This window comes from Streptomyces sp. SudanB5_2050, from assembly GCF_964272335.1.
Taxonomy (GTDB): Bacteria; Actinomycetota; Actinomycetes; order Streptomycetales; family Streptomycetaceae; genus Streptomyces; species Streptomyces rochei.
Genome location: NZ_OZ186760.1, coordinates 5,084,724 through 5,100,820, shown reverse-complemented (window position 1 = coordinate 5,100,820; position 16,097 = coordinate 5,084,724). Strand labels below are relative to the sequence as shown.

At 73.0% G+C, this 16,097-nt stretch carries 15 protein-coding genes; 5 read left to right on the top strand and 10 right to left on the bottom strand.

Features of this window, described 5'->3' with window-relative positions:
- Window positions 1-40: 40 nt before the first annotated feature.
- Both ACFZP7_RS22875 and ACFZP7_RS22870 read left to right on the top strand, forming a co-directional pair.
- On the top strand, window positions 41-1,015 hold the full coding sequence (locus ACFZP7_RS22875; RefSeq protein WP_385635470.1) for a heavy metal transporter: 975 nt from the start codon (window positions 41-43) through the stop codon (window positions 1,013-1,015).
- 321 nt (window positions 1,016-1,336) lie between these two features.
- Window positions 1,337-1,768 (top strand): ATP-binding protein, encoded by a 432-nt coding sequence (locus tag ACFZP7_RS22870; RefSeq protein ID WP_385635468.1) that lies wholly within the window; start codon window positions 1,337-1,339, stop codon window positions 1,766-1,768.
- 116 nt (window positions 1,769-1,884) lie between these two features.
- Here the strand turns inward: ACFZP7_RS22870 and ACFZP7_RS22865 are convergent, their stop codons facing one another.
- Both ACFZP7_RS22865 and fdxA read right to left on the bottom strand, forming a co-directional pair.
- Window positions 1,885-2,982, bottom strand: coding sequence for a bifunctional succinyldiaminopimelate transaminase/glutamate-prephenate aminotransferase (locus tag ACFZP7_RS22865; RefSeq protein ID WP_030971146.1), 1,098 nt, complete (start codon window positions 2,980-2,982; stop codon window positions 1,885-1,887).
- Between the two features lie 111 nt (window positions 2,983-3,093).
- Window positions 3,094-3,414, bottom strand: a complete 321-nt coding sequence (gene fdxA / locus ACFZP7_RS22860) for a ferredoxin (RefSeq protein ID WP_003973842.1) — start codon at window positions 3,412-3,414, stop codon at window positions 3,094-3,096.
- Between the two features lie 141 nt (window positions 3,415-3,555).
- Here fdxA and ACFZP7_RS22855 point away from each other — a divergent pair, with 141 nt between their 5' ends.
- Both ACFZP7_RS22855 and ACFZP7_RS22850 read left to right on the top strand, forming a co-directional pair.
- Window positions 3,556-4,563 (top strand): GNAT family N-acetyltransferase, encoded by a 1,008-nt coding sequence (locus ACFZP7_RS22855; protein ID WP_385635466.1) that lies wholly within the window; start codon window positions 3,556-3,558, stop codon window positions 4,561-4,563.
- A 30-nt stretch (window positions 4,564-4,593) separates the two neighbouring features.
- The gene (locus ACFZP7_RS22850) at window positions 4,594-5,478 is read left to right on the top strand and encodes a tetratricopeptide repeat protein (RefSeq protein ID WP_385635464.1); all 885 of its coding nucleotides are present in this window, start codon (window positions 4,594-4,596) and stop codon (window positions 5,476-5,478) included.
- 67 nt (window positions 5,479-5,545) lie between these two features.
- Here ACFZP7_RS22850 and ACFZP7_RS22845 read toward each other — a convergent pair whose 3' ends face one another.
- The 4 genes from ACFZP7_RS22845 to ACFZP7_RS22830 all read right to left on the bottom strand — a co-directional run bounded on the left by ACFZP7_RS22845 (window position 5,546) and on the right by ACFZP7_RS22830 (window position 9,649).
- Entirely contained in the window at window positions 5,546-7,900 is a 2,355-nt protein-coding gene (locus ACFZP7_RS22845) for a hypothetical protein (RefSeq protein ID WP_385635462.1), read from the bottom strand.
- Between the two features lie 157 nt (window positions 7,901-8,057).
- A complete protein-coding gene (locus ACFZP7_RS22840; RefSeq protein ID WP_030971142.1) occupies window positions 8,058-8,480 on the bottom strand; it encodes a DUF6113 family protein in 423 nt (140 codons plus the stop codon).
- Window positions 8,477-9,367, bottom strand: a complete 891-nt coding sequence (gene mshB, locus ACFZP7_RS22835) for an N-acetyl-1-D-myo-inositol-2-amino-2-deoxy-alpha-D-glucopyranoside deacetylase (protein ID WP_385635458.1) — start codon at window positions 9,365-9,367, stop codon at window positions 8,477-8,479. The genes ACFZP7_RS22840 and mshB overlap by 4 nt, the downstream gene beginning before the upstream one ends.
- Before the next feature lie 87 nt (window positions 9,368-9,454).
- The gene (locus ACFZP7_RS22830; RefSeq protein ID WP_029393692.1) at window positions 9,455-9,649 is read right to left on the bottom strand and encodes a hypothetical protein; all 195 of its coding nucleotides are present in this window, start codon (window positions 9,647-9,649) and stop codon (window positions 9,455-9,457) included.
- 186 nt (window positions 9,650-9,835) lie between these two features.
- Between ACFZP7_RS22830 and ACFZP7_RS22825 the strand changes: the two genes are divergently transcribed.
- Entirely contained in the window at window positions 9,836-11,962 is a 2,127-nt protein-coding gene (locus ACFZP7_RS22825) for a prolyl oligopeptidase family serine peptidase (protein WP_385635456.1), read from the top strand.
- A gap of 128 nt (window positions 11,963-12,090) precedes the next feature.
- Here ACFZP7_RS22825 and ACFZP7_RS22820 read toward each other — a convergent pair whose 3' ends face one another.
- The 4 genes from ACFZP7_RS22820 to ACFZP7_RS22805 are packed head-to-tail and all read right to left on the bottom strand — an operon-like array spanning window position 12,091 to window position 16,093.
- Window positions 12,091-13,206 (bottom strand): ABC transporter ATP-binding protein, encoded by a 1,116-nt coding sequence (locus ACFZP7_RS22820; RefSeq protein ID WP_385635454.1) that lies wholly within the window; start codon window positions 13,204-13,206, stop codon window positions 12,091-12,093.
- The gene (locus ACFZP7_RS22815) at window positions 13,199-14,182 is read right to left on the bottom strand and encodes an ABC transporter ATP-binding protein (RefSeq protein WP_030971133.1); all 984 of its coding nucleotides are present in this window, start codon (window positions 14,180-14,182) and stop codon (window positions 13,199-13,201) included. The genes ACFZP7_RS22820 and ACFZP7_RS22815 overlap by 8 nt, the downstream gene beginning before the upstream one ends.
- An 8-nt stretch (window positions 14,183-14,190) precedes the next feature.
- Complete coding sequence (locus ACFZP7_RS22810; protein ID WP_185927533.1) at window positions 14,191-15,177, bottom strand: ABC transporter permease; 987 nt, start codon at window positions 15,175-15,177, stop codon at window positions 14,191-14,193.
- Window positions 15,170-16,093 (bottom strand): ABC transporter permease, encoded by a 924-nt coding sequence (locus ACFZP7_RS22805; protein WP_019327067.1) that lies wholly within the window; start codon window positions 16,091-16,093, stop codon window positions 15,170-15,172. The genes ACFZP7_RS22810 and ACFZP7_RS22805 overlap by 8 nt, the downstream gene beginning before the upstream one ends.
- Window positions 16,094-16,097 lie beyond the last annotated feature (4 nt).

Below are 16,097 nucleotides of genomic sequence, written 5' to 3'. Positions count from 1 at the left end.
CCGGCGTACACCACTGGCTACCCTCCAGTACCTTGTACGCGTGCTTCAGCCGTCACCCACCCGCAATCGCCGTGGCCGCCTTCTCCGTTCCGGGGCGGCCGTCGTGGTCCTGCTCGCGGTCGCCGGCTACCTGGCGGTGCAGTACGTCACCGGCGGTGGAGGCGCTCCGGGCTGCAAGGTGGTCTCCGCCGAGGACGGCGGGAAGACCTACGAGTTCACGCCGGAGCAGGCGGTGAACGCGGCGACGATCACCGCCGTGGGCACCGCGCGGAACCTGCCGGAGCGCGCGGTGACGATCGCGCTCGCGACCGCGCTCCAGGAGTCGACGCTGCGCAACCTCGACCACGGCGACCGCGACTCCCTCGGCCTGTTCCAGCAGCGTCCGTCGCAGGGCTGGGGCACACCGCAGGAGATCATGGACCCGGCGTACTCGGCGGGCATGTTCTACGACCACCTGGTCGAGGTGCCCGACTACACGCGCCTGCCGCTGACCGTCGCCGCGCAGCGCGTGCAGCGCAGCGGCTTCCCGGACGCCTACGCCAAGCACGAACCGGACGCCGCGCTCCTGGCCGCCGCGCTGACCGGAAGGTCGGCGGCGACGCTGACCTGCGAGGGCCGCCCGGCCACCACCCGGGGCAAGGGGCCCGACGCGGTCCGCGCGGCGCTCGTGAAGGACTTCGGGCAGGACGTGCTCCGGCCGGCCGCCGCCCGGGCGGACGGGGACGCGGCGACGACGACCGCACCGGCCGCCGGCGGCTCCGCCGGCCGCACCGTGACGCTCCCCGTCGACGCCGGCGCGGGGTCGGGCACGGAAGGGGACGCCCGGCGGCGCGGCTGGCAGCTGGCCCACTGGGCGGTGGCCAACGCCTCCGCGCTGCACATCGAGCGGGTCACCTACGCGGGCCGGCAGTGGACCGCCGGGAACACCGACAGCAAGTGGCACCCGACGGGCGGCGACGGAGCGCGGGGCGCCGAGCGGGCCGCGGGGCCGGTGCGGATCACCTCCGCGCGATAGCGCCGCCCGTACGCGCCGTCACCCGTGCGAGTTACCCGTCAGGGCGTCGCGTCGACGCGGCGTCCACCTTTTCCCGGGCGTCCCGCCCGATCCGCCGCAGCCCAGGGAAATCAAGGGCTGTAAGGATTCCGCAGGCATAGCGACCGGCGACCTTTTGCCCGTTTTTATGGGCACCTGATAATGCGACGCATTACCAACTCTTTACGTTGGGTGTCCGCAACCTTCGCGGCGCTCGAGCGGTAGTCACTGCGTCCGAGCCCGGTCGATCACGCGCCGGGAACGGTCGGACACCCCATCGTCGACTTCCGTCTAAGGAGCATCATGTCCCTCCCCCTGACCCGCCGGATCGCCCGTGCCGCGCTGCTCGTAGCTGCGGGAGCGGCCGCCGGGGTCGGTGCGGCCGGCTCCGCCAGCGCGGCTCCCGAACTGCCCGCCACCCCGAACCTCGGGGGACTGACCGCGCTGGACGGCGCGAACGTCGGCAACACCGTCGACGCCGCGGCCCAGAACGTCACCGAGACCGCGGGCGACACCGGCGGCAAGGCCGTCAAGAAGACGGTGCCGGCCGCGGGCAAGACCGGCGGTTCGCTCGTCAAGAAGACCACGCCGGTGGCGCAGAAGACCGCGGGTGACGCGGCGGGCTCCGCCGGGGACGTCGTCGGTGACACGGCGAAGACGGCCACCGAGAACGGCCTGCCGACGGACGCGCTGGGCAAGGGCGGGCTGCCGGTGCAGGGTCTGCCGGTCGGCTAGAGCACCCGGCTCGTACGGCTGCGGGGTCTGGGGGTTCCCAGGCCCCGCAGCCGTGTGCGCCCGCGTCGGCGCGGTGGGCGTTCGTCGGCCGCGCCCGGCGTCAGGACGTCAGGACGTCAGGACGTCAGCCTGGCCACCGCAGCGTGTACGCGCTCGTCCGTGGCCGTGAAGGCGACGCGGACGAAGTCGGCGCCCGCGGGGCCGTAGAAGTCGCCGGGGGCGACCAGGATGCCGCGTTCGGCGAGGTGGGCGACGGTGTCCCAGCAGGACTCTCCGCGGGTGGCCCAGAGGTAGAGGCTGGCCTCGCTGTGCTCGATGCGGAAGCCGTGGCCGAGGAGCGCCTCGCGCAGGGCCGTGCGCCGGGCCGCGTAGCGCTCGCGCTGGACGCGGACGTGTTCGTCGTCGCCGAGGGCCGCCACGACCGCCGCCTGCGTCGGCGCGGACGTCATCATGCCGCCGTGCTTGCGGATCTCCAGGAGGGGGCCCAGGACGGCCGGGTCCCCCGCCAGGAAGGCCGCGCGGTAGCCCGCGAGGTTGGAGCGCTTGGAGAGCGAGTGGACGGCCACCAGGCCGTCGTACGAACCGCCGTTGACGTCCGGGTGCAGGACGGAGACCGGGTCGGCCTCCCAGCCCAGCTCCAGGTAGCACTCGTCGGAGACGACGAGGACGCCGTGCTCCCGGGCCCAGGCCACGATCCGGGTCAGCTCGGCCTTGGACAGGACCTTGCCGGTCGGGTTCGACGGGGAGTTGAGCCACAGGAGCCTCAGGCCCGCCGGGTCCAGCCCGGTCGGGTCGTCGTACGCCTCGTACTCCGCGCGGGCCAGGCGCGCGCCGACCTCGTACGTCGGGTAGGCCAGCCGGGGGAAGGCGACGCGGTCGCCGGGGCCCAGGCCCAGCTGGGTGGGGAGCCAGGCGACGAGTTCCTTGGAGCCGACGACGGGCAGCACGTGGCGGTGGGTCACGTCGCGGGCGCCGAGCCTGCGTCCGAGCCAGCCGGTGATCGCGTCGCGCAGTGCCGGGGTGCCCCAGACGGTCGGGTAGCCCGGGGAGTCCGCCGCGTCGACCAGGGCCTTCTGGATCAGGTCGGGGACCGGGTCCACCGGGGTGCCGACGGAGAGGTCGACGATGCCGTCCGGGTGCGCGGCGGCCGTCTTCTTGTACGGCTCCAGCCTGTCCCAGGGGAAGGAGGGAAGGCGGTCGGAGACTGCGGACACGGTTACTGGCTCACTTTCGTCGGTACGGCGAACGCCTCGGTCCCGTACGGCGCCGATCGGGTGGCGATCAGGCCGGACGGGACCGAGGCGGCGCGGGTGTGCGGGCCGCTCTTACTGGTTCTGCGGCGGCAGCGCGGCGACGAAGGGGTGGTCGCGCTCGATCAGCCCCAGCTTGCTGGCGCCGCCGGGCGAGCCCAGCTCGTCGAAGAACTCGACGTTCGCCTTGTAGTAGTCCTTCCACTCCTCGGGAGTGTCGTCCTCGTAGAAGATCGCCTCGACCGGGCAGACCGGCTCACAGGCGCCGCAGTCGACGCATTCGTCCGGGTGGATGTACAAGGACCGCTGGCCCTCGTAGATGCAGTCGACCGGGCACTCCTCGATGCACGCCTTGTCCTTGACGTCGACACAAGGCTGCGCGATGACGTAGGTCACGCTGTCGTTCCTCCTCGATACGGGCGCTGGCGGGCCTCCTCAGGCTCCGCCGCCTGGCGCGCGGGAGCGCGGCGTCGTCGATGCCCGCCCCTAGTATCTCCGTTCTTGGGCATGATCCGAACAGGAGGGGTGCACCGACCCGTGGAAATCTCTGCCGCAGGCCGTCTCGAAGTCCGCATCACCGCTGCTGACGTGGGCAAACGAGTCTCCGTACGGCGCTTGAACGAAGCTGGTGACACGGCGGAGAAGTTCACCGACACGGTTGGTGTTCTCACATCATGGGACAACGGTGTGCTGGTGATCACACGGAAGAGTGGCGAGGGCGTCCACATACCCGAATCGTCGCTGGTCGCAGGCAAGATCGTGCCGTCGGCCCCGGCGCGTCGCCGCGGTCCCGCCGCCTCCTACGAGGAGCTGGCGCGGGTCGCCGCGCGGGCCTGGCGGCCGGTGGAGAGCGAGCGGCTCGGCGAGTGGGAGCTGCGGGCGGCGTCCGGGTTCACGCGGCGGGCCAACTCGGTGCTGCCGCTCGGTGATCCGGGGATGCCGCTCGACGCGGCGCTGACGGCCGTACGCCGCTGGTACGGCGAACGCGGCCTGCCCGCGTACGTGCAGACCGCCACCGGCGCGGAGGGCACCGAGGAGATGCTCTGCGCGGAGCTGGAGCGGCGGGGCTGGGAGCGCGAGGTGACGGCCGAACTGTGGACCGGCGGCCTCGCACCGGTCGCCGACCGGGCGGAGGGCGCCGGGGTCGTCCTGTCCCGTGAGGTGGACGGGGCCTGGCTGTCGCGGTACGGCCGCAAGGGTCTGAGCGACGTGGCCCTGCGGGTGCTCGGCTCGGGGCCGTCGGTCTGGTTCGCGACGGTGCCCGGCGCCGACGCCCCGGCCGCCATCGGCCGGTGTGTGGTGGACGGGCGGTGGGCCTCCTTCGCGGCCGTCGAGGTCGATCCCGCCCAGCGGCGCCGGGGGCTCGCCACCGCGGTGATGGCCGCCCTGGCCCGGCGGGCGCTCGACGAGGGGGCCTCGGCGGCGTGGCTGCAGGTCGAGGCCGACAACACGGCGGCGCGGGCGCTGTACACCGGGATGGGCTTCACGGCCCACCACGCGTACCACCACTACCGGGAGCCGGCGGGCACCGGCACGGACCGCTGACCGATCGCCGTGGAAGGGCACGAGCCAGTCATGCGTCACTCTCAACCCCCGCACCCGCCGTCGCCGGAACGCTCCGCCGAGGTGCGGCGCCGGTTCGCCGAAGAGGCACGGTCCGAGCGTCCCGATCTGTCCACGCTGTGCCTGCTGGTGGGCGCCGAGGCGGACGGGGCGCTGGACGAGGCGGCTCTGGACGCCGCGCAGATGGAGCTGGACCGGCTGGCCGGGGAGCTGCCGTTCCGGCCGGGCTCGCCGCGGGCCTGGGCGGGGGCGCTGCGGGACCTGCTGGGCGGGCGGTACGGGTTCCACGGGGTCGCCGCGGACTACCAGCGGCTGGAGTCGTCGCTGCTGCACGAGGTGCTGCGGCGCCGGCGCGGCCTGCCGATCATGCTGTCGGTGGTCTGGCTGGAGGTGGCCCGGCGGGCCGGGGCGCCGGTGTACGGGGTCGCGCTGCCCGGGCACTTCGTGGTCGGGTTCGGGTCGGAGCTGGGCCCGGCGTTCGGGTCCGAGGAGGAGCGGGTGCTCGCCGACCCGTTCGACGGGGGCCGGATCCTCCAGGGGAACGACGCGGAGACGCTGGTCGCCGGGGCCACGGGGGCGGGGCTGCGGCCCTCGATGCTGGAGCCCGCGGCGCCGCTGGACGTGGTCGCGCGGGTGCTGAACAACATCCGGGCGTGGGCGGCGGGGCGTCCGGAGCAGTCGGCGGTCGGGCTGTGGGCGATCGACCTGGCGCTGCTGCTGCCGGCGCATCCGGCGCGGTTGCGGTACGAGCGGGCGCGGCTGCTGGTCCAGCGGGGGGAGTTCGCGGCGGGGGCCGGTGAGCTGGAGGCGTACGCGGAGGTCGTGGGGGTGGTGGACGAGGAGGCCGCGGAGCGGGTGCGCGGGGAGGCGCGGGCGGCTCGGGCGATGCTGAACTGAGTCGGCGGACGTACGACGCGGGGGCGCCCGGCGAGTGCCGGGCGCCCCTTGTCGGTTCGGTGAGCCGTCAGCTCGGGTCGGTCTCGATGACGGCCACGCGGTCGGTCTTGCTCTTGAGCGCCTGGCGCAGGGCGCCGTAGACGTCCTGCGGGGTGACGGGCGTCTTCTCACCGTTGGCGCGGGTGATGAGGACGCCGTCGAAGGCCCCGCCGTACAGCTCCTCGAGCGCCTGGAGGTCGGGCTTGTCGACCAGCTTGCCGTTGACGGCCGTGACCCTGAGGAACTTCCACAGGGACTTCTCCGGACTCATCGGGACGGAGTGCGCGGGGTCCGTCTGCACGGTCACCTTGGCCGACATCGCCGGCTCGGCGAACTCCTTCATCATCCGGTCGACCTCGGCCTTGGAGACCGTCGGCTGCTGGGTGGTCGTCGGCACGTTCACCGGGGTGGCGGTGCCCGTCTCCACCTGGGCGCGGTACGCCTCCCGCACGGCCTCGGTGGACTTGGCGACGTCGATGCCCTTGCCCGGCTTGCCGTACACGGGGACGGCCTTGCCGGACTCGAACTCGATCGAGCCCTCGGTCACCGATCCGGCGCCGCCCGCCGCGTCCTCCAGGGCGGCGTGCAGCTTCTCCTCGTCGACGGGCATGACCGGCTCGACGACCCGCTCCTGGCCGAAGAGCGAGCCGATCACGGAGACCGGGTTGTAGTCGCTGGTCGCCGCGGAGCTGGCGGTGGCCTGCGTGTCGAGCTGGAGCCCCGCCTGGTCCGGCTTCAGGGAGACGGTCTCGCCGCCCACCGTGAGCTTGAGCGGCTTGGCCGCGCGAGCGGCGAGGACGTCGTCCAGCTTCTCGACGGCGTCGTCGCGGGTGCTGCCGCCGATGTCGACGCCGAGCACGGTGGTGCCCTTGGGGACGTCGGAGCGGTTCATCAGCAGGCCGGCGCCGTAGGTGACACCGGCGACGACGACCAGTCCGCCGACGAGCAGCGGGAGCTTCCCGCGCCCCTTCTTCTTGGCGGGCTTGGCGGTGCCGGCCGGGGGCGTGGAGACCGGGTCGGGCAGTTTCGGGGGCGTGTGCGGCAGCGGGCCGTCCGCGGGCGCGCCCTGGAACGGCGCCTTGCGGTCGTTCGGCACCACGGGGATGCCGCTGGTGACGGTGTTGCCGGAGACGTTGTCCGGGTTGTAGCCGGACGTGCCGGGCTCGGGGGCCGGCTTCTGCGGGGTGAGGATCGCGGTGTCGTCACTGAGCCCGCCACCGGGGCCGAGCCGGCCGGCGTCGGGACCGCCACCGGGGCCCTGCGGCCGGCCCGGACCGCCGGGACCACCCGGGCCACCGGGACCGCCGGGACCACCCGCTCCGAGGCGCCCACCGGGTCCGGTCGGTCCGCCCGGGCCGCCGGGGCCGCCGCGCAGACCGTCGGCCGCGGGGCCGCGCTGTCCGCCCGGTGCTCCGGGACCCGCGGGCGTCCTCGGCCCGCCGGGCCCGCCCGCCGACGGCGACGTCAGCGCGCTGTCGCCGGTGACCGGACCGCCCGTCGGACCCGCGGGGCCCTGGGCTCCGCCGTACGGGGACGGCCCGTTCGGGCCCTGGTGCTCACGGGGGCCGGGGGCACCGCCCTGCTCGTCCCCGAAGTAGGGGAGGTCGTCGCGGCGCGGCTCGCCGGAGCCGTCACCGCCCGGACGGGTGCCGTTGCCGTTGCCGAGGGGGCCGGCCGCCAGCGCCTCGGTGACGTCGAAGGAGCCGGTGCCGCCGCCGTGTCCGGGCGCCACCGGACCGCCGGTCGCGCCGGATCGGCCGGCGCCCTGGGCGGACCCGGACCGCGCGCCGCCCGGCGCGTTCATGGAGCCGACGACACCACCGGGACGGCCACTCCCGCCGCCCGGTCGCGCGCCCGCACCCGGGGCTCCGCCCCCTACGGGACCCGCACCGGGACCACCCGGCGCGGGCGTCCCCGCCTGCGAACCGTCGGAGGGAGCGGCGCCGTTGGCGGCGCCTCCGCCCTGAGCGCCCTTGGCCGGGCCCGACTTGCGCGGCGCGAACCAGTCACTGGTCGGCTTCTCCTCGGCGGACCGGGCGTGCTGCTCCGGCTCGGCGGGAGCCTCCGCGACACCGGGGGCCGGGGTGGCGGTGCCGGGCTCGGACCGCTCGGCGGTCTCCGTGCCACCGGCGTCACCCTCGGCGTCCGCGACGGGCTTGCGCACGACGACCGGCGGGATGGGCCGCGATCCGGGGATGTTGATCCGGATACGGGTCGTCAGCGTCGTCTCGGTCTTGCGCTCCTCCGGCCGCGAGGCCGAACGGCCCGCTTCCGCACCGGCGTCGGAAGCCGCGGGCGTCCCGTAGGGCGGGGTGCCCGACGGGTAGGCGGTTCCGCCGCGCCCGTTGGGCCCGGAGGACGGACTGTCAGTTTCACGACTCAAGGCAGGTTCTCCCGGTTGGCTCCGCCGCCCGTCACACCTTCGAAGCGGGCGGCTCGGCGGCGCGCACCACCATACTGGCCACGTGTGGCGCGTATCCCGTGACCGCCGGGGAAACCCACACCGGACACACACGCCGGCGCCACGGCGAAGCGGTACGTCACTTGCGAAGTCGGACGGCGTCGCCGTCCGGTTGCCGCACCGGCGCGAGGGTGGCGCACATCACAGCGACGGCGATGCCGCCGAGCAGGAAGAGGTACGAGCCGCTGCCCGCGGCGAAGAGGAAGTCGCCCTCTGGCCTGCTGGTGGTGAGCAGGACCACGGCCAGCGCCCAGCCCGCGGCGGGTGCGACGGCCCCGCCCCGGCGGCCCACGGCCCGTCCCGCGCCGAGGCAGAGTCCCGCCTCGGCGGCCAGCGCGAGCAGCAGCCCGCCCGGGAACCACGCCGCCTGCACCAGCGCCCCGGCCACGCCGACCACGGCCCCGAGCACGAAGAGCCCCAGGTAGAGGGCGGCCCGCCCGAAGGACGGCGGGCGCAGCGGCTGGGCCAGGGCGGAGCTGGTCGCTCCGGTGCGTTCGCTCACGACGCCTCCCCGGTGCCGGTGCCGGTGCCGATGCCGATGCCGGCGAACAGATCGGTCTCCCGCCCGTCGCCGGGCCCCCGCTCACCGCGCACCAGTTCGTAGTACTCGGTGGTGAAGAGCGGCTGGGCCAGTTCGTTGGAGAGGACGAAGTACGGCTCGTCCACGGTGATCTGGGTGGCGTGCGCGCGCATGGCGGCGGCCTTGGCGGCGTGCGTGAAACCCTCGCCGCGGATCTCGGTGGTGATCACCTCGTCGTCCACGACGCCCGGTACGTCCCCGACGCCGGCCGCCTTCTCGAAGGGCAGGCCCGGCAGCTCCTCGCCCAGCCGGGCGAAGGCGTCCTCGGCGACGGAGCGCGGGACGCGGTTCCAGTAGACCTTGGCGACGGGGCATCCGGCCTCGGCCGCCAGCTCCGCCGCCCGCATGGCGATGCGGTGGGCCTGGATGTGGTCGGGGTGGCCGTACCCGCCGTCCGGGTCGTAGGTGACGAGCACCTGGGGGCGCACCTCGCGGATCACCTCGACCAGGAGTCCGGCGGCCCGGTCGACGTCGGCCTGCCACAGGCAGCCCGGGTCGTCGTTGTCGGGCAGGCCCATCATCCCGGAGTCGGCGAACCGGCCGGGTCCGCCCAGCAGCCGGAAGTCGTCCACGCCGAGCGCGCGCATGGCGGCCGCCAGCTCCTGCCTGCGGTGCCCGCCGAGGGCGGCTCCGCTCAGGTGGGCCAGCTCGGGCGGGATGACCTCACCCCGCTCGCCGAGGGTGCAGGTCACCAGCGTCACGTGGGCGCCCTCGGCCGCGTACCTGGCCATGGTGACGCCGTTGTTGATCGACTCGTCGTCCGGGTGCGCGTGCACCAGCAGCAGACGCCGGGCGGGGAGGTCCGTCATGGGTCCCACCCTATGAGGCCGCGCACCCGTCCTCGTCACGTGGGAGACCATCCGGGGCGCGACCGCCGCCGGCGCCCCGGCCGGCCCTCAGAAGTTGATGCTTCCGATCATCCCCGCGATGTTCGTCGTCAGCTCACTGATCGTGGGCGCGACGGTCGACGAGGCCAGGTAGAAGCCGAGCAGCATGCAGACGACCGCATGCCCCGCCTTCAGACCTGACTTCTTGACCAGCAGGAAGACGATGATCGCCAGCAGCACAACCGCCGAAATCGAGAGTGCCACGGCGGCTCACCTCCAATAAGCCCAGGGACATGGGGGGTCGGACGCAGTCGAACCTTGGGGCAGATAAATCCACGCGGCGGGCACCTGGTTGATACCCACTATGCGCTAGCGATCATAACTATCCGTACGCGCGCATCTCTCGGCGCACGGCCGCACAAGGGGGCGCATGGCCAATATGGTCAGGGCATGACGACCGAGTCCGACTCCTTCCCCAAACGGCACGCCCGCACCCAGCGGTTCACGCTCGGCGCGCCGCGTTCGTTCACCGTGGCGCCCGACGGTTCACGGGTCGCCTTCCTGCGCTCCGGCTCCGGCCAGGACCGGGCCAACGCCCTCTGGATCCTCGACGTCGAGGAGGGCGGGGAGCGCGTCGCCGCCGACCCGCGCGCCCTCCTCGGCGGCGCCGAGGAACGCCTGTCGCCCGAGGAGCGGGCACGGCGCGAACGCAGCCGCGAGGGCGGCGCCGGCATCGTCGGCTACGCCACGGACGCGGCCGTCGAGCTGGCCTCCTTCGCCTTGTCGGGGCGGCTCTTCGCGGCCGAACTGCGGGCCGGGACCGCGCGCGAACTCACCGTCCCCGGGCCGGTGATCGACCCGCGCCCCTCCCCCGACGGCCGGTACATCGCCTACGTCTCGCGGGGTGCCCTGCGGGTCGTGGGCGCCGAGGGGGAGGGCGACCGGGCGCTGGCCGAGGCGGAGGCGGAGGGCGTCACGTACGGGCTCGCCGAGTTCATCGCCGCCGAGGAGATGGGCCGCAGCCGGGGCTTCTGGTGGGGGCCGGAGTCGGACCGGCTGCTGGTGGCGCGCGTGGACGACACGCCGGTGCGGCGCTGGTGGATCTCCGATCCGGCCCACCCCGAACGTGATCCGCACCACGTGCCGTACCCGGCGGCAGGCACCGCCAACGCGGACGTACGACTGTTCGCGGTCGGGTTGGACGGGGGGCGCACGGAGGTCCAGTGGGACCGGGCGCGGTACCCGTATCTGGCGCGAGTGCACTGGTCAGCGGCGGGTGCTCCGCTCCTGCTCGTACAGTCGCGCGACCAGCGCAGCCAGTTGTTCCTGGCCGTGGACACCGAGTCCGGGGCGACCCGGATGGTGCACGCCGACGAAGATCCAATTTGGCTGGAACTCTTCCCCGGCGTCCCCTGCTGGTCCCCCTCCGGGCAGCTCGTGCGGATCGCGGACGAGGGTGGCGCGAGGGTGCTGGCGGTCGGTGAACGCCCGCTCACCGGAGCCCAGTTGCACCTGCGCGCCGTGCTCGACGTCTCCGACGACGACGTGCTGGTTTCCGCGTCGGCGGGCGAGGAGGCGGCCGACGCGGAGACCGGTGAGGTGCACGTCTACCGGGTGAACGAACTCGGCGTGGAGCGCGTCTCCCAGGAGCCCGGCGTCCACTCGGCGGTACGCGCCGGGAACGTGACCGTCCTGGTCTCGGCGACGCTCGACCGGTCGGGCGCCCGGGTGCAGGTCCTGCGGGACGGGAAGGCGACGGCGACCGTCGCCTCTTATGCCGAAGATCCCGGTTTGTCCCCGCGCGTGACGCTCACCCAGGGGGGCGCACGCCGCGTCCCGTGCGCCGTGCTTATGCCAAGGGACTACCACGGTGACACCCCCCTCCCCGTCCTGCTGGACCCGTACGGTGGCCCGCACGGCCAGCGCGTGGTGGCCGCGCACAACGCCCACCTCACCTCGCAGTGGTTCGCCGACCAGGGGTTCGCGGTGGTCGTCGCCGACGGACGCGGCACCCCGGGCCGCTCCCCCGCCTGGGAGAAGGCCATCAAGGACGACGTCGCCGCGGTCGTCCTCCAGGACCAGGTGGACGCGCTGCACGCCCTCGCGGCCGACTTCCCGCTCGACCTGAACCGCGTCGCCATCCGCGGCTGGTCCTTCGGCGGTTACCTGGCGGCGCTGGCGGCCCTGCGCCGGCCGGACGTCTTCCACGCCGCCGTGGTGGGCGCCCCGGTCACCGATCTGCGGCTCTACGACACCCACTACCAGGAGCGCTACATCGGCCACCCGGACGAGCAGCCGGACGTCTACCGCCGCAACTCGGTGATCGACGACGCGGGCCTGGTCGACGCCGCCGAGCCGCACCGGCCCATGATGGTCATCCACGGGCTGGTGGACGACAACGTGGTGGTCGCCCACTCCCTGCGTCTGTCCTCCGCCCTGCTGGCCTCCGGCCGCCCGCACGAGGTGCTGCCGCTGTCCGGGGTCACCCACATGACCCCGCAGGAGTCGGTCGCCGAGAACCTGCTGCTGCTCCAGGTGGACTTCCTCAAGCGGTCGCTGGGCCTGTCGCCCGCCTGACGTCGCCCGTCCGACCCAACCGCTTTAACACGCGGGCAACTTCGCCGAAGCGGTACCGATATACGGACGCGCCAAGCTGTTCAGCGTACGGCCGTGCGGGTGCCGTGAGCGGGCCGGGGAGCGCCATGTCACCCCGGCCCGCTGCCGTGTCCGCCCTCCTGAGCGCTGTCCTCGCGGTGGGAGCCGTGCGGTCGGGGCGTGCCGGGCTCCTCCGGCGGCACCACCTGCTTCTCCTCGGCGAAGTGGCACGCCGAGTCGTGGGCCGCGGGACCGGTCGTGTGCCGGAACTCCGCGGGGACCGCGAGCGCCGGTACCTCCAGGGCGCAGCGCTCGCGCGCCTTCCAGCAGCGGGTGCGGAAGCGGCAGCCGGAGGGGATGTCGGTCGGTGAGGGGACGTCACCGGTGAGGATGATGCGTTCGCGGTGTTCGCGGGCTTCGGGGTCGGGCACCGGCACGGCGGACAGCAGCGCCTGGGTGTAGGGGTGCGTCGGATGGTCGTAGATCTCGGCGTCGCGGCCGGTCTCCACGATGCGGCCGAGGTACATCACGCCGACCCGGTCGGAGATGTGCCGGACGATGGACAGGTCGTGGGCGATGAAGATGTAGGAGAGGTCGAACTCGTCCTGGAGCCGGCCCATCAGGTTGATCACCTGGGCCTGGACGGAGACGTCGAGGGCCGAGACCGGCTCGTCGGCGACGATGATCTCGGGGCGCAGGGCGAGGCCCCGGGCGATGCCGATCCGCTGGCGCTGTCCGCCGGAGAACTGGTGCGGATAGCGGTTGATGTACTCCGGGTTGAGGCCGACCACGTCCAGCAGGTGCTGCACGCGTCCGCGCCGGTCGCCCTTCGGGGCCACCTCCGGGTGGATGTCGTACGCCTCTCCGATGATGTCGCCGACCGTCATGCGGGGGTTGAGGGAGGTGTAGGGGTCCTGGAAGACCATCTGGATGTTGCGGCGGACGGACTTGAGGGCCTTGCCGGACAGCCGGGTGATGTCCTCGCCCTTGTAGCGGATCTCGCCGGCCGTCGGCTTCTCCAGGTTGACCAGCATCTTGGCGACCGTGGACTTGCCGCAGCCGGACTCGCCGACGATGCCCAGCGTCTCCCCGCGGGCCAGCGTGAAGTCGACGCCGTCGACGGCCTTCACCGCGCCGACCTGCTTCTTGAAGAGGATGCCGGAGGTCAGCGGGTAGTGCTTGACCAGGCCGCGGACTTCGAGGATCGGCTCGCTCGTCTCAGCCATGCAGGCACTCCCTCCAGAAGTGGCAGGCGCTGCCCCGCTCCGCGTCGGACTCCGTCACCTCGTACAGGGGCGGTACGTCGGTGCGGCAGACGTCCTGGGCCATCGGGCAGCGGGGGTGGAAGGCGCAGCCGGGCGGGATGCGGGTGAGGTTGGGCGGCAGGCCCTTGATGGCGTACAGCTCCTGGCCCTTCTGGTCCAGGCGCGGGATCGACTCCAGCAGGCCCCGGGTGTAGGGGTGGGCGGGCGCCTTGTAGATGTCGTGGACGGGAGCGGTCTCGACGATCCGGCCCGCGTACATCACCGCGATCTTGTCGGCGACGTCGGCGACCACGCCGAGGTCGTGGGTGATGAGGATCAGGCCCATGTGCAGCTCGCGCTGGAGCTCCGCGAGGAGGTCCATGACCTGGGCCTGGACGGTGACGTCGAGGGCGGTGGTCGGTTCGTCGGCGATGATCAGCTTCGGTTCCAGGGCCATCGCCATGGCGATCATGATGCGCTGGCGCATGCCGCCGGAGAACTGGTGCGGGTACTGCTTCACCCGCTCCCTGGCCGCCGGGATGCGGACGCGGTCCATCAGCTCGACGGCCTTGGCGCGGGCGTCCTTGCGGGACATCCCCCGGTGGACGGTGAACATCTCGCCGAGCTGGTCGCCGACGGTGAGGACCGGGTTCAGCGAGGACAGCGCGTCCTGGAAGATCATCGCCATCTCGGCGCCCCGGACCTTGCGGCGCTCCTCCTCCTTCAGCTTCAGCAGGTCCCGGCCCTCGAAGAGGACTTCGCCCGCGGTGATCCGGCCGGGCGGCATGTCGAGGATGCCCATGACGGTCTGGGCGGTGACGGACTTGCCGGAGCCGGACTCGCCGAGGACGGCCAGGGTCTCGCCCGCGTCCACGCCGTAGCTGACGCCGTTGACGGCCTTGGCGACGCCGTCCCGGGTGTGGAACTCCACGTGCAGGTCGCGCACTTCGAGCAGCATGCGGCGGCTCACCTCAGCTTCGGGTCGAGGGCGTCGCGCACCGCGTCGCCGAGCATGATGAACGCGAGGACGGTGACGGCGAGGGCCCCGGAGGGCCAGAGCAGGGCGTGCGGGGCGTTGCGCACGTAGGGGGCGGCGGCGGAGATGTCGATGCCCCACGAGACGCTGGGCGGCTTGAGGCCGACGCCGAGGAAGGACAGGGTCGCCTCCAGGGAGATGTAGGTGCCCAGCGCGATGGTGGCGACGACGATGACCGGCGCGATCGCGTTGGGCGCGATGTGCCGCAGCAGCAGCCGGGAGTGGGAGGCGCCGAGCGCGCGGGCCGCCTGGACGTAGTCGTTCTGCTTGGCGGTGATGACGGAGCCGCGGGCGATGCGGGAGATCTGCGGCCAGCCCAGCAGCACGATGAAGCCGATGACCGGCCAGACCGTGTTGCTGGTGATGACGGAGAGCAGGACCAGGCCGCCGAGGACCACCGGGATGGCGAAGAAGACGTCGGTGATCCGGGAGAGGATCGCGTCCCCCGCGCCGCCGAAGAACCCGGCCAGTCCGCCGAGGACGCTGCCGAGGACCGCGACGCCGAGCGTGGCGAGGACGCCGACCGCCACCGAGGTGCGGGCTCCGTAGACGGTGCGGGTGTAGACGTCGCAGCCCTGGCCGTTGAAGCCGAAGGGGTGACCGGACTGGGAGCCCTCCTGGGCCTTGGCCAGGTCGCACTTGAGGGGGCTGCCGGAGGCGATCAGGGACGGCCAGATGGAGATCACGATCAGGAAGAGGATCACCAGGGCCGAGATGATGAAGACGGGGTTGCGGCGCAGGTCGTGCCAGGCGTCGGACCAGAGGCTGCGCGGCTTGTCCTGGGGGCCGGTGCCGTCGGGGCTCTCCGGGGTCTTCTCCAGGGTGATGGCCTCGCTCGCGCCCAGGTCCATCTGCCCGCCCATGCCGGTGCCGGCGACGGCGCGCTCGGGCTCGTAGGGCTGCTGCGGGTCAGGCATAGCGGATCCTCGGGTCGAGTACGGCGTACAGGAGGTCGACGAGGAGGTTGGCGACGAGGAAGACCAGGACCAGGACGGTGACGAAGCCGACCACCGTCTGCGTGTTCTGACGGAGGATGCCCTGGTAGAGCTGGTAGCCGACGCCGTGGATGTTGAAGATCCGCTCGGTGACGATGGCGCCGCCCATCAGGGCGCCGATGTCGGTGCCGATGAAGGTGACGACCGGGATCAGGGAGTTGCGCAGCAGGTGCCGGGTGATGACCCGGTGGCGGGGCAGGCCCTTGGCGATGGCGGTGCGGACGTAGTCGGAGCGCCGGTTCTCCGCGATGGAGGTGCGGGTCAGGCGGGTGACGTACGCCAGGGAGACCGAGGCGAGGACCAGCCCGGGGACGATCAGCTCGCCGAAGGGTGCCTCGGAGGAGACGGCCGGGTCGATCCAGCCCCACTTGACGCCGAGCAGCAGCTGGAGCAGCAGGCCGGTGACGAAGGTGGGGACGGAGATGACGACCAGGGTCAGGAGCAGGACCCCGGTGTCGACGGGACGGCCGCGGCGCAGGCCGGTGACGACCCCCAGGACGATGCCGACGACGATCTCGAAGAGGATCGCCACGATGGTCAGCCGGATGGTGACCGGGAAGGCCGTGCCCATCAGCTCGGTGACCGGCTGGCCGTTGAAGGCGGTGCCGAAGTCGCCGGTGAAGACGTTGCCCATGTAGGTGACGTACTGCCGCCACACGGGCTGGTCGAGTCCGAACTCGTGCCGCAGTTGCGCCGCCGTCGCCGGGTCGCACTCGCGGTCGCCGCACAGTCCCGCGATGGGGTCGCCCATCACGTTGACCATCAGGAAGATCAGCAGCGTGGCCCCGATGAAGACCGGGATCATCTGGAGCAGCCGCCGGACGACGTAGCGTCCCATGGCG

Bases quoted from the DNA above. Each gene is read 5' to 3' on its own strand.
- ACFZP7_RS22870 (WP_385635468.1), top strand. From the start codon at position 1,337: ATGTCCCTCCCCCTGACCCGCCGGATCGCCCGTGCCGCGCTGCTCGTA.
- ACFZP7_RS22850 (WP_385635464.1), top strand. From the start codon at position 4,594: ATGCGTCACTCTCAACCCCCGCACCCGCCGTCGCCGGAACGCTCCGCC.
- mshB (WP_385635458.1), bottom strand. From the start codon at position 9,367: ATGACGGACCTCCCCGCCCGGCGTCTGCTGCTGGTGCACGCGCACCCG.
- ACFZP7_RS22825 (WP_385635456.1), top strand. From the start codon at position 9,836: ATGACGACCGAGTCCGACTCCTTCCCCAAACGGCACGCCCGCACCCAG.
- ACFZP7_RS22820 (WP_385635454.1), bottom strand. From the start codon at position 13,206: ATGGCTGAGACGAGCGAGCCGATCCTCGAAGTCCGCGGCCTGGTCAAG.
- ACFZP7_RS22815 (WP_030971133.1), bottom strand. From the start codon at position 14,182: ATGCTGCTCGAAGTGCGCGACCTGCACGTGGAGTTCCACACCCGGGAC.
- ACFZP7_RS22810 (WP_185927533.1), bottom strand. From the start codon at position 15,177: ATGCCTGACCCGCAGCAGCCCTACGAGCCCGAGCGCGCCGTCGCCGGC.
- ACFZP7_RS22805 (WP_019327067.1), bottom strand. From the start codon at position 16,093: ATGGGACGCTACGTCGTCCGGCGGCTGCTCCAGATGATCCCGGTCTTC.